Here is a 14213-nt window from a genome sequence, read left to right as displayed (position 1 = left end):
GAACTCCGGATGAATCTCGGCGACCGAGCGCACCAAAGCCGCCAGACTAGACGCGCCGCCCTGAGGCATCAGCCAGACGCCGCAACGAGGATCGATCGATTGTTTAGCGTACATCAGATCGAACTTCGATCACAACGGGGCAGTTCGCCGACATTGCTTCCGCGACGACCTCGGCCGCCAGCGCTGCGCTCGTGATCGTATAGCCTGCGCGCCGAATGCGCGGGCAAGGGTCGCAAAATCGGGGTTAGACAGGCCCGCACCTCCAGGACGTTTCGGAAATGCTCTCTCCTGACGCGTACGGATGGTGCCGTACGATTGATTGTTGGAGATCACGATCCTTATGTTGAGCCGGCGGGCAACGGCAGTTGCCAACTCGTTCGCGGTCATCAGGAAACCGCCGTTGCTGCAGAACACGTTCATGGCAGGTCAGACGACCCGCACTGCGTCGAAATGAATTTTGCGCAATTCGGGGGGCGGCAATCTAGCCGACCGCGCCTGCGGAGTCGGCGGCGCAAAGGTGGATGTCGATGCAGTCCGCGCTCGCAATAATCGAGCTCGACGAGGTCGTCCGCCGCATGCTTCTGTGCCCGCGCGATCTTGATCCGGATCGCATCCAGGCGCTGCTTGCGGATGCCGAGGTCGATGCGATCGTCACCGATCGGCCGGACCGATGCGACGCTGGCACCTACCTGGTCGTCGGCGTCGGCGTTGATCCGTCTGAACGTGCTGTCGCCGATCGTTCTGACCATGGCCGACGGCGTCGGCCGCATTGTCAACATCTCCTCCATCATCGCCTCGATCGGCAACGGCCTGTCCGTCTACGCCGCGTCCAAGGCCGCGGCCGGCGGCTTCACCCGTCCGCTGGCCCGCGAAGTCGGCAAGCTCGGCATCACCCTGAACGCGATCGCGCCCGGCTTCGTCGACACCGAATTGACCAAGTCCTTGGATGACGACGGCCGCCGGCGTATCGCCGGCCGCAGCGCGTTGCGCTGATTGCCCGAGGCCGACGACGTCGCTTCCATGGTCGAGTATCTCCTCGGAGAAGGCGGCCGGAACACCACTGGCACCGTTCTGACGGTGGACGCCGGCAGCACCGCCTGACCGTCGCGACGGCAGGCTTGCGCCGCGCGGCGCACCGCATTTCGTGCTCCTTAGAATGGAAGCGGGTTGTCGGCAACTCGTGCAAACTCCCGCGCAGAAAAGAGTACGGGAATTAGAAAACGACAGGTTGAATCGAAAGCGTTCTTACTGTGCGCTTCCCCGCCGACTACGGTGGTTACTGGAATCAAGCTCTCGATCTGGTTGGTCATAGCGTCGCCTGATGCTGGGAGCGGCTTTCTTGGATGTACCCCTTAAGAGTTTGCCAGCAGCGGGCAAGCGACGTGCATAAGGTGCGTGATGACGCATTGGAAAGGGCCATCACACCGTGCGGCGGTTGATGGCAGATGGGTCGCCCGATGAAGAACCGGTCATTCTCAAGCAAGGATGACGTAGCTGTCGCCTACGAGATCTCAAGCACGTCGCGCGCCGATTCGGACAGGACGCTATTTGTCCGGAGTACAATGATGCACCTGCAAGCGGAGGGACGAGCGGCGCCCGTTTGGATCGCCGCCGCTGTCGTCGTGATGGTATGGGCGTCCCAACCGCAGGCTTCCCCGGATCAGACGCGATACGCGGCGGCGGATGAGCAACGCGTGACGAAGGTTCGCATGGAGGACGCTTCATCCTTAGCACAGGGCTTCCGGCACCGGGGGATCGGCAGCGCCTTCAAAGCTTGGAAAGGAATTGGCTGATGAATTGGTTTGCTGGTTTAGGTCCGCGACTTCTACTCGTGGCATTGGCCTCGTTGCCCGTGATCATTCAGCCGTTCGCTGCGGACGCGCAGACGCAAAATGCCCGAATGCAAAGCGCTCGTCTGTTGCCTCGCGAGCCGGAGGCGCAAAAGCCGCAAGTGGCGATGAATGCCTGGACAGTCGGTATTGCAGGAGGCCTTCTCGAGGGTGCGCCAATCCGCCTGGCGGCGGAGATTGCCCGTGTCGTAGATGATGGACCCAATCTGCACGTTCTGCCGATCGTGACACGCGGTGCCACGGAAAACGTGAACTCACTGCTCTATTTGCGCGGCATCGACGCCGCGATCATCAATTCCGACGCGCTGGAGGAATATAAGAGCCAGGTGCCGGATATTCAGCAACGGCTTGCCTACGTCCTGAATCTATTCCCGTCCGAACTTCATATCTTCGTTCGTCCCGAGATTCAGAGTCTGAACGATCTGGCAGGTAAAAAAGTGAACTTCAATACCCAAGGGACCGCAGCAGCCTATTCGGGCCCTCTGATCTTCAGTCGGCTGGGCCTCGAGGTGGAAAAGACGTTCATCCCGCATCAGGTCGCGCTCGAGCAGATGCGTAAGGGCGAGGTGGCGGGGATCGTCTTCATTACTTCGAAGCCGGTAGATGCTTTCGTACGCGGCCGTTGGGAGCCGGGGTTCAAGTTCTTGCCAATGCCCTATGACAGCAAGTTCGAGGACTATTATCTGCCCGCCGCGCTCGATGCCGCGGACTATCCCAATCTGATCAAGCCGGGCGAACGAGTAACGACGATTGCCGTTCCGACCGCTCTCGTCGCTTTCAATTTCCCAGCCAAATCGAACCGCTTCCAGCGCACCGCACGTTTCGTCGATCATCTGTTCTCGCGGATCGGCAAGCTGCAGGAGCCCGGCTTCGACCCGAAATGGAAATTGATCAATCTCGCGGCGACGGTTCCTGGCCTCGCGCGCTTCCCTGCGGCGCAAGCGTGGCTCGAACGCCAACCGCGCGCAGCGCATGCATCGCAATGAGAGGCGCAGCCATCCCCATTGTAGCTGGAATCGCGCTCACAAGCGGGATTGCCTGGACGCAAGGGGCAGAAGATCCGACGGCGCAGCTTCGCGACTGCATCCCGATGGAGCGCACCGAACAGCTGCAGTGCCTGGCCAAGGTGTCGCGGGCAATCGCGACTGCGCATCAGGCGACCTCCAAAGGCGACAACTGGATTATCAGTCAAACGACCTCGCCAGTCGACTATTCACCCGTTGCCACCGCCACGACCTTGTCGAACGATGGTGCGGCGGCCGAAACCGCAATGAAGCTTTCAATTCACTGCCGCAGAGGTCGGACCGAGTTGGTGGTCGCAGGACCCGGCATTTCGGGCCGCGGCAACGATTACGCGATTTCCTATCGTGTTAACGACGGTCAGCAGATGCAGATCGCGGCAGCGCTGCCGGCGTTCGGAGCAGGGGTCGCGTTCGCGGGCGACGTTATTCGCTTGCTGCAGTCCCTTCCGGACGCTGGAAGCCTCAGCGTGCGCCTTGCACCCCGCACAGGAACCGCGCTGGATGGAACGTTTTCGCTCGGCGGGTGGGAAGCGGTTCGCGCGAAGATGACTATTGCATGTAAATGGTCACACCCGGTCGCGAAGCGGAACAGATGATCGTGTCCGATGAAGTTTGTCCATAGGAGAGCCCGATGAACATGTTTCAACATATTGCGAGGGTAGCCACCATAGGAGCCGTAACAGTTCTATGCGCCCCGTCATTCGCGGCGGCCGAGCGAGGCGGACGGTACTGGGTACCGACAACGACGAATCCTGCTGTGTACCAGCCGCCCGTTGCAGAAAAAGCTGCCGCCACGCGTAAAGCCACCAAACATAGTAAAGTCACCACACATAAGAGGGAACGATCCCTTCTCGCCGCCAACGCTCGGCTTGCGTCGGACTCCAAGGCGCACCATTTAGTTTTGCAGGTAAACACGAGCGACCCCGCCGCCATGAATCTTGCGCTCAACAACGCAACGAATGTTGCTCAATACTATAAGGATGTCGGCGAGAACGTGAAAATCGAGGTGGTCACGTTCGGGCCCGGCCTGCATATGCTGCGCGATGACACATCGCCGGTAAAGGCCCGTATCGAGGAGATGGCGCTGAGCAGGCCGGAGGTATCGTTCAAGGCCTGCGGCAACACTCAGGAAAGAATGCACAAGGCCGAGAACAAGGACATTCCGATTGTTCCGCAGGCGGAAGTAGTGAAGTCCGGCGTCGTACGCGTGATGGAGTTGCAGGAGAAGGGATGGTCCTATGTGAAGCCGTGAGCGAGGTGCTGGATCCCGAGATCAGCTTCCAGTTGCCCACAATGCTCATCGATGGTGCTCCGCTGTGCCTAGCGCTCCTGCAGGGTTTCCTGCGGATATCTCACCAGCGAGGAGAGCACCCAGCAGCCTAACCCGAAAGGGGTGGGTGGGGTCCTCGATGCGAGTTATAGGATTTACCTAAAAGCGGAGCGATGGAGTGTTCGAGGTCTTGCCGTAGTCGAGGCGGCGGACATAGGCGCGGCGCGGCTTGTACTCGAGCGCGCAGTCGAGATGGGAAGCGCCCAGGCGAACTTCGCGCTCGCAGAAACCTACGATCCATCGATCCTTGCGAAATGAGGAACTTTCGGCACCCGCGGCGATGCGAGCAAAGCGCCAAGGCCACTATGCCAAGGCCGCCCCCGCAGGAATCGAGGAGGCGAAAGCTATGATGTCTAATGTTGGTGGCCTTCTCGACAGTTCGGGAAGCACGACGCGGGATAGCCTCGCAGCGGATTTCAGGGCGTGGGTGGGTGGGTGTCTGAGCCGCGTAACAACCAGAAACGTGCTCGATCGAAACGTAGAACAGCGCGGCCAGTGAAAACGCCAGCGGCGCCTCCAGCAATTTTTTGGATTGCGTCTAAGGTTCGCGCGTGGCGATCCGGAGTAAGCAACTGCAGAAGCTCAAGCAACGCGGCGCTGCCAAATACGATGAGTAGGACGGCGCGAGTGCGTCGGGGATAGGCTAAGCAGAAGAGCGTGCCGAGAACGACAAATGCCGCAAGATGTTCCAGCTTCAACGAGGTCAGCAAAACCGGCCTATCTCTAAGCGGCGACAGGGTCGAATAAGCAATGACACACAGACCGGCCCATGCAGCGAACTTAATTAGTCGTTGAAACATGAGGTCTTTCCTCTCGGCTTTGCTCTGCTGCCTGGCGTAACTAGCCCAAGCGCAGAGCTTGCCATGGATTTTGTACTCGTCGGGATTGCAATCAAAGCCAAGGTGCGCGTGAGAGTAGAATAGATGATGCCGATGGAATCCTGACCGCTGATTTCGGCGAGCTTGTCGATCTTGTTGTCGTGCGCGTGATGAGCGGTGACGAGGATCTGCTGGTCCCGACGATCGCGCCGCTTCTGGTCCTCATCACCTGCTGTCGACGCGCAGCGAATCGGCCGTGGTCAGCGCCGGTGGGATTTTTGAACTGCTCAGCTTTCGGGGAGGCGCGTCAGGACCGTCCTGGTATCGGAGGGTGACCTCGATGGCGTCACCCGGCTGCAACTCGGTATCTTCGCTCGCGATAATCCGTTCCGGCCCTTTCTCGCCTTTTCTAATGATGGCGATGTCGGGCTTACTGCCGGCTCCTCGTACGAGTTGTGATCGAACCATCGCAGTGTACTGAAGCTTCTCGCCGACGCTCTGCAGCCTTTCGCGGATTTGGTTGAGCCTCAAGCTGGTGGCTTGCAGCTCACGGAGCAAGTCGAGCCTCCGCTGGTCGTCGAGCCTTCCCAGCCTTCTGGTGAGCTCGTCCTGTTGCGTCTTTACCTGCATGAGCTGCGCGGAGGTCTGCAGCTTCCGAGTTGATGACAGTAGCACCGCGCGCCGCGCATCCGTCACGCGAGGGCTGGTCAATGAACCCTTGCCGTAGAGGTCGGACGCTTTCTGCAGTTCTTCGAGGTCTGCCTGAAAACCCTCTTCCTCTTTCTTCTGCTGCTCTGAGAGCACGCGGACCTGGTCCTCTCCCTGTTGGACGCCGCGCTGAAGGAACGTCTTTTCCTTCTGATAATCACTCTGCCTCGTCTTCAAATACTCCGTTTCTGCATTGACGATTTCCGAAATCGCCGATCGAGCTATCGGTACGTCCGTCACAGCGCTTGGACTGATCTGGGTCGCCTCTCCGAGTTCCGTCTTGATACGCCACAAGTGCGCCTGCTCTTTGGCGAACTCCGTCCAAAGCGATCCATACTCGGCTCTCAGGTCTGCTGACTCGAGATACGGGTTGTTCATTCTGATACGCATGATGTCGTAGCCGCCCGCAACTGCGACGAGTTGGCGTGCGGTGGTTGCCGGACGATAAGGATATTCACCCGGCCTCGAGACGTCGCCATTTATGTATATGGGCCTGTATTCCGCCACGGTCGTCGTGACCTCATTCGCGTCGATCACGATGACGGCCTCACGGCCATCCGAAGTCCTCTGCCGATACACCTTGCCGGCCAGTGCGGTGCCGATTTTGGCTCGAATCTGCGGTACGGGAAGGCCGGCTACTGGAAGCATTCCGACCAGCGGCAACGAGATGTTGCCATCCATTTGGACGGTTGCACGATGCCGTAGCTCCGGTACGCCAGCCACGGCCACCTCCAGGACATCTCCGATGTTTACTCGATATTCGGCCTTTGCTTGGGTAGAGATTGCCAGGGCAATAGCCACCAGGCCCCATTTGAGGCAACGGCCGGACTTACTGCCAAACACGTCGAACTGGGAACAATTGCGCAGCATGGAGTTCGTCATGGCGGAAACTCTCTGTACCAACGTGGTCATCACCAACGTGCTCATCCCGTGAAATCGTTCAAATCTGTCCCCCGTTGGAGCAGACCGTCCCAACAGACCATCCGCAAAACCAACGTTCTGTTTCCTCATTGGCGCTGCGGGCGCTCACCGCCTTCTTCACTATGTTCGCCAGATCTGTCCTCTTGATTATTCGGCAATTTAACTCCGCACCGCCCCGGCTCAATCGGCCATCGTGGTTACCTCTCTCTACCCAGTTATAGCCAATTTCCGCCCAGTTACCCGAATGCTAATGATTTGCTGGAAGGCGGATGACTGGGAACGATTGGGGGTGACTGGTGAGTTATGTTACCAATTCGCCGACCTCTACCCAGCTTCCGGCCCAGTTGGTCGCTGGCAGCAAGGCCATCCCAGCGGGCAAGGGCGGCCGATTAGCTGCGCTATTGGTATTGGTAGCAAGTACCGAATTCGTGCTCGTAGCCGTCGCGGCCTATTTCGCAGCCGTCCTCTATCATCGGGTGATCCTGCTGAATCCGGACGACGCCAAGTACATTCCGGAATCATTTCTGATTTCCACAATGCTTTTGCTCGTTTCTATAGGGCTCCGGCAATACTCGCGGATCCAGACGCAGCCTCGACACGTTTTCATCTGGAGCGGCGCCAGCAGCGTTCTCTTCGTATTCGCCTTCTTCATCGCGACGATATTCCTCCTGAAAGTCTCGGGAGACTACTCGCGCGCTACTATCGTAGCCCAAGCTGTGAGTGTTTTCATTACGGTACTTTGCACGCGGGCAATATGGTTCTCACTACTACAGCCTGCCATTGCATCAGGGTTGATCGACGCCAGGCGCATCATACTTATAGGGGATCCGAGTCACTGCTCCCGTTTTTCCGCTCGAGCATTCGCCACAGGACTTCGGACCATCCGCTCGTTCGACTTTCCGACGGCTCGCACCGACACCTCAGTAGTGGCCCGTCCCGGCGCGGTCCAAGCGCTACCTGATACCCGCCAACTGGTTGCGGATTGCCGGCTCCTCCGCGCGGATGACATTGTCATTCTGACTTCGGAGCTGGAAGTTCGGTCTGCTCTCGCGCTTGCCAGCGCTCTATCAGACCTGCCAGTTGACGTTCATGTCGTCCCTATTGGATCCATCGATCTCATGGCCGTGTCGCGGATCACTCAGTTCGGCAACATGGTGACAATGCGGATCTGCCAGTGCCCCCTCACTCCTTTCAACCGAGCAATCAAGCGAGCATTCGACGTTGCCGCCGCAATCGCTGGCCTTATTCTGGTTAGTCCCCTTTTCGTCATCGTTCCGCTCGCAATCAAGCTCGATTCTCGCGGTCCGGTGCTATTTCGCCAGACACGGCACGGCTACAATAACGAGCCCATTAGCGTCCTGAAATTCCGAACGATGACAGTGATGGAGGATGGCGGCAATTTCAAACCTGTCGTCAGACACGATCCACGAGTGACTCGTCTGGGACGCTTCTTGCGCCATACCAATATCGATGAGCTTCCGCAGTTGATCAATGTCCTGGCCGGTAGCATGTCGCTCGTCGGGCCCCGTCCACACGCGACCTCGCAAAACGAGGTGTTCGCTGAGCTGATTTCGTCGTTTTTCCGTCGTCACAACGTCAAGCCCGGCATTACGGGCTGGGCTCAGGTCAACGGCTATCGCGGCGACACCGATACGCTCGAGAAAATGCAGCGTCGTGTGGAGCACGATCTGTACTACATCGATAACTGGTCGCTTCTTTTCGACCTGCGAATCATTTTGCTCACGTTCTTCTCCAGAGAGGCCTACGCGAACGCCTATTGAGAATTTGAAAGGCCAATCCTCCGTCGGCCGGCAGTTGCGTATCCTGCGCAGTCGTCGGCTACAATTTCCGACGCATCCTCGCCTGGCTGAGAGAACTGTGGTGCCTGTTTCTATTTATGGCGCCCGCTCGCCTGTACAGCCCCGCTCAATCGGGCTTATTAACGGACGACTAAATCCTCCTGGAGGAAATACTCAGTGGCGGGTCACCGCCAGACCCATTGGGATGGTACGCAAGCGGATTGCGGCTCGAACTTCAATCCGGCAGTGCCGCGGCTCAATGGACCGTCGTAGTTACCCACTTATTGCCAATTCCCATCCATTCCCATCCAGTGATCCGGAATGTACTGTTCTCGCTGGAGATGAGCGACTGGATCGTAGAGTACCATGAGTTATGCGTTGTCCACTTTTTTGCCGCCCCCTACCAAGTTCCAGGCACATTTTGTCAATGGCGGCAGCGCGGCCCCAGCGACCGTTGCTAGAAGGCATTTAGATGCGTTGTCAGTAGTGGCTTGCGTCGGCTCCTTCGGCTTTGGCGGTCCTCGATCATCGTTTCGTCCCTGCTGTACTCACCGTCCCGGCGGCCAAGTACTTCCTTATCGTAAGGTAGTTGCAATGTTTATTGACGTGCCTTCGTCTGCTGCATCTTAACCGACCTCTTCGTTATGAAATTGCGCACGTGATTGAGCATCCACTATCAGGCTGGTAGGAAATGTTGCAGAACAGCAGGACCGATAATTGGATAAATCGCGACAATGGGCCGCCTGAATTTCGTCCAGGGCCGGTCGTGTCGCTGGCAGACGTGCTGGCCGTGCTGGCCTTCATACGACGACATGTACCGATCATATCGCTGACATGTTTCGCGGCGCTTGGCGTTGCTACACTTTACCTCATCACCGTGGTACCTACGTTCACCGCCAAGGCGCTACTCATCGTAAACGCGAAAGCGACCTTTGCGGACGCTGCGTCGGTGTCAACGGCCGTGGAAAGCCAGATCGGAATCATAAAGTCTGAGAGCATCGCTAGCGCCGTGATCGAGAAGCTCGGCCTTGCTCAAGACCTGGAATTTACGACCGGCCAAGGTAGCGGCATGATATCCCGGCTGCTCGGTTGGAGTAAACCGGCGACGGAAGCTAGCGCCGCGCGCTATGCCTTGGAACCGTTCGAACGCAAGCTTTCGGCCAAGCGTGTCGGCCCTACGTATCTTGTCGAGATTACCTTCGGTTCCAGAGATCCTGATCGAGCGGCGCAGATCGCAAACGCCGTTGCAGAAAAATATATTACCCATCAAATGGACAAGGGCAGCTTGCAAGACGATCAATGGGTTAAGGACCGACTGAACGAATTGAGCACTCAAGCATTAGCTGCCCAAAAGGCATTGGAGGACTATAGTAAGAATAGGAAAGAGCCAGCGGATTCCGCTGCTACCATCGATAAATTGGCAGCCGCTGCGGAATCATCCGAAAACGCCTATGATAATTTTCGCTACGTGCTGCGTAAGACAGTAGCGACGCAACAACAATCCTCGCCGGTGTTCGAGGCGAGTCTCGTCTCTGCGGCGTCGCCACCCTTGAGGCCAAGTTCGCCAAAAGCTAGAATCGTGCTTGGAATAGCGATCGTTGGAGGGCTACTTGTTGGCATCGCTATCGCATTTCTGCGCGATCTCCTAGATCGAGGCATCCGCACCAGCGGGCAGGAATCTCGTCTAAGTGCTCCAGATGACAGGATCGATCGACCGCTTCCGGACGCGGTTCGACCAGATCATCAATCCCAAGCATCGGCAAAGGCAACGCCAGTACGCCTCACGGGTTCTGGGTGAAGAGCGCCATCTCAGCGACGATCGGCATCCGCCCGACCGGTCGATTCGTACTGAACACCAAGGCGTTGCGTTTAGGCAGCGTCTCATTGACGGCCGACAGGCGCGCGCGGCATCAGATGAGACAATTTAGGCATGAGTACATCCACAAACCTTCTGGAAACGGCTCCCCCGCGCGATGGCGCGCCCAAAAGCCAGGGGACCGTGATTCACGCTGGCCGCGCCATCTCGGTCGTCTTGTATGTCACCGTTGCCGCCCGGCTGCTGAGCATCGTCAGCCAGGTGCTGACGGCTTCGGCCTTTGGCGTTGGCCCAACCATGGACGCCTATACGGTGGCGCTGATCGTGCCCACAACCATTTCTGGCGTCTTGACCGCGGCGGTAGGCGCGGCATTGATTCCGGTCTTTGTGGACTACCGCGAAAACAAAGGCGAGGCGGAGTCCATGCGCCTGCTCTGGGCCGCGATGACGCTGGGCACGCTGATTGCGCTGGTGGTGACGGTGGCGCTGGCCGCGGCCGCGCCTCTGGTGGTGACGGTCTTCGCGCGGCAGATGGATGCCCCCACGCAGACGCTGGCGGTCATCCTCCTGCGCTTCTTGATGCCCGTGCTCTTGTTGCAAGTGCTGGTGACGCTGGTTGGCTCCGTTCTGAATGCCTATGGGCGGTTTGCTCTGCCAGCGCTGGCTCCCGTCACGATTACGCTGAGCATTATCGCGTTTCTGCTGTTTGCGCGTTCCTGGGGCATCTATGCCCTGGGCTGGGCCACGATTGTGGGTTATTCGCTGAATTTCTTGCTGCTCGTCGTTGCCTATCTACGCATGGGGCTGCGCTTTCATTTCGATTTTTCCTGGCGGCATCCGGGCATTCAGCGCATTGCCGCGCTTTCCACGCCCATGCTGATTGGGGCGCTGATGGTCAACGGCAACAATCTGGTCGATCAGTTTATGGCTTCGCTCTTGCCGCCGGGCAGCATTGCCTCGCTCAGCTACGCGATCAAGCTGGTGGATATGCCCTCGGGGATCTTTTATACGGCGCTCTCCACGGCGCTCTTGCCGGTCTTCGCGCTGCAAGTGGCCCGCCGCGAATTTACGCTCTTAACCACCACCTTCCGCCAGGTGGTCATTTTTTCCGCAATCATCCTCTTGCCCGCTGGCGCGCTGCTGAGTTCGTTGTCGCGCCCGGTGGTGGAGATTTTCTATCACCATGGCAATTTTAGCGCGCAGGCCACGGATGTGGTGGCGTCCACCGTGATGTTTCTCGCGCCGAGTATATTCATCGTCACCTACGGCTTTATCAACGGGCGGATGTATAACGCCCTGCAAGATAATCGCACGCTACGCAACGTTGCCCTGCTTTCGCTGGTGCTCAACGCCGTCCTTGACTATCTGCTGATGCAAATCTGGGGCGTGGCAGGTATTGCGTTCGCTACCACGCTGACCTATCTGATTGGCGCGCTGACGCTGCTGCTCATTCTCAACAAACGGCTGCAAGGGCTGCGCCTGCCGGAGCTTGGTCTTTCGCTGGGCAAAACCGCGGTGGCGGCCGCGTTCCTGTGGCTGACATGCGCGCTGCTGGCGATGCTGCCCCAGGTGGCCGCGCTGCCGCTGCTGGTACAGATCGTCTTGCTGAGCGCCGCGGGCCTGGTGATCTATGCTGCGCTGCTGCTGGTCTTGCGCGTGCCAGAGGTCAGCCTGCTCTGGGCCATACTGTGCAGTCGGCTGCCCTGGGCCGCGCGCGGGCAAAAGCGCAGATGAGCGTCTCGATGTTTGCGTACCCTGTGAGGAAGGAAGAACTTGCATGAGTGTACAAGCGGCTGGCTCCCCGCCAAAAAGCCTTAGCCTGGCAGACCTGGTCAGGCAGGCGCGTGGTATGGTCCATGTCATCAGACGAACACGGTCGTGGACTTGCGTGCGCCTCTTCTGGTTGGGCGAGCGCAACCCTCGCCGCGTCCCCGGCGCGTTTCGCTTTCCCTTCGGGCCGGTGCGCTATATGGACGCCGGGGCGATGCTGTCGCTTTATCGTGAGATCTTTCTGGACCGCGGCTATGAGGTCGCCGGATTAGGCGACGCGCCGGTGATCCTTGATTGCGGCGGGAACATCGGCATGAGTGTGATCTGGTTCAAGCAGCGCTATCCGCGTGCCCGCATCACCGTCTTTGAGGCCGACCCGCAAATCGCCGACCTTCTGGAAGAGAATGTGCGCGCGCTGGGCCTCACCTCGGTCACGGTGGTTCGCGCCGCCGTTAGCGATGCCACTGGCAAGGTATCGTTTGTGCCCGAGGGATCACTGGGCGGCCATGTCGGCGATAAGCAGCGGCCCGACCTGGCGCCGCGGCCAGGGGTGTTGGTGAACGCCGTGCGTTTAAGTGACCTGATTACCGAGCCGGTGGATTATCTCAAGGTCGATATTGAGGGCAGCGAATTTGGCGTGCTCAAAGACCTGTGCGCCACGGGCAAAATGAGGTTGGTCAACTATCTTTCGTGCGAATTGCATTGCAATCCTGATGTGCAAGACCAGGTGGCGGAACTGTGGACGGCGCTTACGCAAGCGGGCTTCCGCATCACGGTTAGCCGCGCAGAGGTGTGTGATGAACTGCCAGGGCCACCCATGCCCACGCCGTTTTTGTCGGCACCGAGCGCAAAATATTTCGTCTGGCTCTATGCCTGGCGTGTGTAGGGATTCGCGACGCATCTTAACATGAGCAGAAGAGGACGTCGGCTTCATCGGGATGGTGACACGTGACTGTGAGCTCGCCGAGCTGCTCACCCGGCGTGCATTCTCCTGTTCCAGCGCTTTCAACCGCTTGGCCTCAGAGACATCCCTGCCGCCGAATCTGGCCTTCCAGTTGTAGATTGTCGCTTCGGAGATCCCATGCTTGCGAGCCAGGTCGGCCGTCCTTGCCCCCGCTCCTCCAACTCCGCGATAATCTGCTCCGACGATCGCCGTGAGTTCTCGGCAGCGCGCCGCTCGGAAAACGACGTCTCCGGAATGGCCCCAGGCGCTCCTTGGTCACGTCGTCGACCATGTTGAGGATCCGGAAGGGCCGTGGCAAACCGATCGTGAACGAAGTCCGGCGACCAACGTTGCTCGCCTCGACCAGGATTCGGAGCACGGGTCCTCACAGCCTTCCGGCGGGCCCGCCGCTTGTGCGTATACCGATGATCCGCTTGCGGACGGCGAGTCCATCCTCGCGAAAAAGCCCGTAGATCCGATTGATCCCCGATGGCTCTCCCTCCTGCCGCCGCAGGACGAACAGCCGGCGGTAGCCGAAACGCTGCCGCTCGTTGGCGCGCTATTGCGCCTGATCCGATCGCCTATGGCCGCTGCCCGCGATCCAAAGTACGATCAGATCAGCTTCCTAACGGACCACTGACCGGTGTCGGTCGTAAACGCAACGCCTTCGTGTTCAGCACGAAACGACCGGCCGGGCGGATGCCGATGGTTGCTGAAGATGGTACTCTTCACCCCGAACCCGTGAGGCGCACTGCCTTTGCCGATGCTTCAAATTGATGATCTGGTCGAACCGCGTCAGGAAGAGGTCGCTCGATCCCGCCATCTTTGCTTAGATGAGATTCCTGCCGGCTGGCGCGGATGCCTCGATCTAAGAGATCGCGCAGCATTGCGACAGCGATGCCAAGAAGTAGCCCTCCAGCGATCGCTATTCCGAGCACGGTTCTAGCTTTTGGCCAACTTGCCCGCAATGATGCGGGCACGCGGATAGCGCTGCTTGAACCAGATCACACTCATGCCGATGTTCCCGCCGCAATCAAGGATCACCGGCGCGTCGCCTAATCCGGCGACCTCATAGCCGTGGTCCAGAAAGATCTCACGATAAAGCGACAGCATCGCCCCGGCGTCCATATAGCGCACCGGCCCGAAGGGAAAGCGAAACGCGCCGGGGACGCGGCGAGGGTTGCGCTCGCCCAACCAGAAGAGCCGCACGCAGGTCCACGACCGTGTTCGTCTGCA

The 14213-nt window shown here is 58.9% G+C and carries 11 protein-coding genes and 3 pseudogenes; 8 read left to right on the top strand and 6 right to left on the bottom strand.

Annotated features, from left to right (window positions below; all coding sequences use genetic code 11):
• Positions 1 to 129: 129 nt before the first annotated feature.
• Positions 130 to 387 carry a thiamine pyrophosphate-dependent enzyme gene (locus IVB05_RS32690; RefSeq protein ID WP_247780113.1) on the bottom strand — a complete coding sequence of 86 codons (258 nt, stop codon included), beginning with the start codon at positions 385 to 387 and terminating at the stop codon, positions 130 to 132.
• A gap of 255 nt (positions 388 to 642) precedes the next feature.
• Between IVB05_RS32690 and IVB05_RS32685 the strand changes: the two are divergent.
• The 4 genes and pseudogenes from IVB05_RS32685 to IVB05_RS32670 form a co-directional block, all read left to right on the top strand.
• Positions 643 to 1101: pseudogene (locus IVB05_RS32685) on the top strand (SDR family oxidoreductase); the annotation flags it as partial.
• Positions 1102 to 1792: 691 nt separating this feature from the next.
• The gene (locus IVB05_RS32680) at positions 1793 to 2836 is read left to right on the top strand and encodes a TAXI family TRAP transporter solute-binding subunit (protein WP_247780112.1); all 1044 of its coding nucleotides are present in this window, start codon (positions 1793 to 1795) and stop codon (positions 2834 to 2836) included.
• 104 nt (positions 2837 to 2940) lie between these two features.
• Positions 2941 to 3468, top strand: a complete 528-nt coding sequence (locus IVB05_RS32675) for a hypothetical protein (RefSeq protein WP_247780111.1) — start codon at positions 2941 to 2943, stop codon at positions 3466 to 3468.
• Between the two features lie 35 nt (positions 3469 to 3503).
• Entirely contained in the window at positions 3504 to 4124 is a 621-nt protein-coding gene (locus IVB05_RS32670) for a DsrE family protein (protein ID WP_247780110.1), read from the top strand.
• Between the two features lie 494 nt (positions 4125 to 4618).
• On the opposite strand, the gene IVB05_RS32665 is transcribed toward IVB05_RS32670, so the two are convergent.
• A complete protein-coding gene (locus IVB05_RS32665; RefSeq protein ID WP_247780109.1) occupies positions 4619 to 5002 on the bottom strand; it encodes a VanZ family protein in 384 nt (127 codons plus the stop codon).
• A gap of 243 nt (positions 5003 to 5245) precedes the next feature.
• Positions 5246 to 6610 (bottom strand): polysaccharide biosynthesis/export family protein, encoded by a 1365-nt coding sequence (locus IVB05_RS32660; protein WP_247780108.1) that lies wholly within the window; start codon positions 6608 to 6610, stop codon positions 5246 to 5248.
• A 335-nt stretch (positions 6611 to 6945) separates the two neighbouring features.
• On the opposite strand from IVB05_RS32660, the gene IVB05_RS32655 reads away from it, so the two are divergent.
• From IVB05_RS32655 to IVB05_RS32640, 4 genes are all read left to right on the top strand, one after another.
• The gene (locus tag IVB05_RS32655) at positions 6946 to 8430 is read left to right on the top strand and encodes an undecaprenyl-phosphate glucose phosphotransferase (RefSeq protein ID WP_247780107.1); all 1485 of its coding nucleotides are present in this window, start codon (positions 6946 to 6948) and stop codon (positions 8428 to 8430) included.
• Between the two features lie 709 nt (positions 8431 to 9139).
• Entirely contained in the window at positions 9140 to 10246 is a 1107-nt protein-coding gene (locus IVB05_RS32650; protein ID WP_247780106.1) for a Wzz/FepE/Etk N-terminal domain-containing protein, read from the top strand.
• Between the two features lie 132 nt (positions 10247 to 10378).
• Complete coding sequence (murJ, locus tag IVB05_RS32645; protein ID WP_247780103.1) at positions 10379 to 11998, top strand: murein biosynthesis integral membrane protein MurJ; 1620 nt, start codon at positions 10379 to 10381, stop codon at positions 11996 to 11998.
• 154 nt (positions 11999 to 12152) lie between these two features.
• Complete coding sequence (locus tag IVB05_RS32640) at positions 12153 to 12920, top strand: FkbM family methyltransferase (RefSeq protein ID WP_247780105.1); 768 nt, start codon at positions 12153 to 12155, stop codon at positions 12918 to 12920.
• A 93-nt stretch (positions 12921 to 13013) separates the two neighbouring features.
• Here IVB05_RS32640 and IVB05_RS32635 read toward each other — a convergent pair.
• From IVB05_RS32635 to IVB05_RS32625, 3 genes and pseudogenes are all read right to left on the bottom strand, one after another.
• Positions 13014 to 13171 (bottom strand): annotated as a pseudogene (locus IVB05_RS32635) (transposase); the annotation flags it as partial.
• Positions 13172 to 13198: 27 nt separating this feature from the next.
• Positions 13199 to 13533 (bottom strand): annotated as a pseudogene (locus IVB05_RS32630) (IS3 family transposase); the annotation flags it as partial.
• 386 nt (positions 13534 to 13919) lie between these two features.
• Positions 13920 to 14186 (bottom strand): hypothetical protein, encoded by a 267-nt coding sequence (locus tag IVB05_RS32625; protein WP_247780104.1) that lies wholly within the window; start codon positions 14184 to 14186, stop codon positions 13920 to 13922.
• Positions 14187 to 14213: the final 27 nt, after the last annotated feature.

This window comes from Bradyrhizobium sp. 170 (genome assembly GCF_023101085.1).
Taxonomy (GTDB): Bacteria; Pseudomonadota; Alphaproteobacteria; order Rhizobiales; family Xanthobacteraceae; genus Bradyrhizobium.
The sequence above is the reverse complement of the archived record's forward strand: the minus strand, read 5'-3'. Positions and strand labels throughout refer to the sequence as shown.

What these genes read in the sequence shown, in the direction of transcription:
- IVB05_RS32690 (WP_247780113.1), bottom strand. Translation starts at nt 387, where the DNA reads ATGACCGCGAACGAGTTGGCAACTGCCGTTGCCCGCCGGCTCAACATA.
- IVB05_RS32680 (WP_247780112.1), top strand. Translation starts at nt 1,793, where the DNA reads ATGAATTGGTTTGCTGGTTTAGGTCCGCGACTTCTACTCGTGGCATTG.
- IVB05_RS32675 (WP_247780111.1), top strand. Translation starts at nt 2,941, where the DNA reads ATGGAGCGCACCGAACAGCTGCAGTGCCTGGCCAAGGTGTCGCGGGCA.
- IVB05_RS32670 (WP_247780110.1), top strand. Translation starts at nt 3,504, where the DNA reads ATGAACATGTTTCAACATATTGCGAGGGTAGCCACCATAGGAGCCGTA.
- IVB05_RS32665 (WP_247780109.1), bottom strand. Translation starts at nt 5,002, where the DNA reads ATGTTTCAACGACTAATTAAGTTCGCTGCATGGGCCGGTCTGTGTGTC.
- IVB05_RS32660 (WP_247780108.1), bottom strand. Translation starts at nt 6,610, where the DNA reads ATGACGAACTCCATGCTGCGCAATTGTTCCCAGTTCGACGTGTTTGGC.
- IVB05_RS32650 (WP_247780106.1), top strand. Translation starts at nt 9,140, where the DNA reads ATGTTGCAGAACAGCAGGACCGATAATTGGATAAATCGCGACAATGGG.
- murJ (WP_247780103.1), top strand. Translation starts at nt 10,379, where the DNA reads ATGAGTACATCCACAAACCTTCTGGAAACGGCTCCCCCGCGCGATGGC.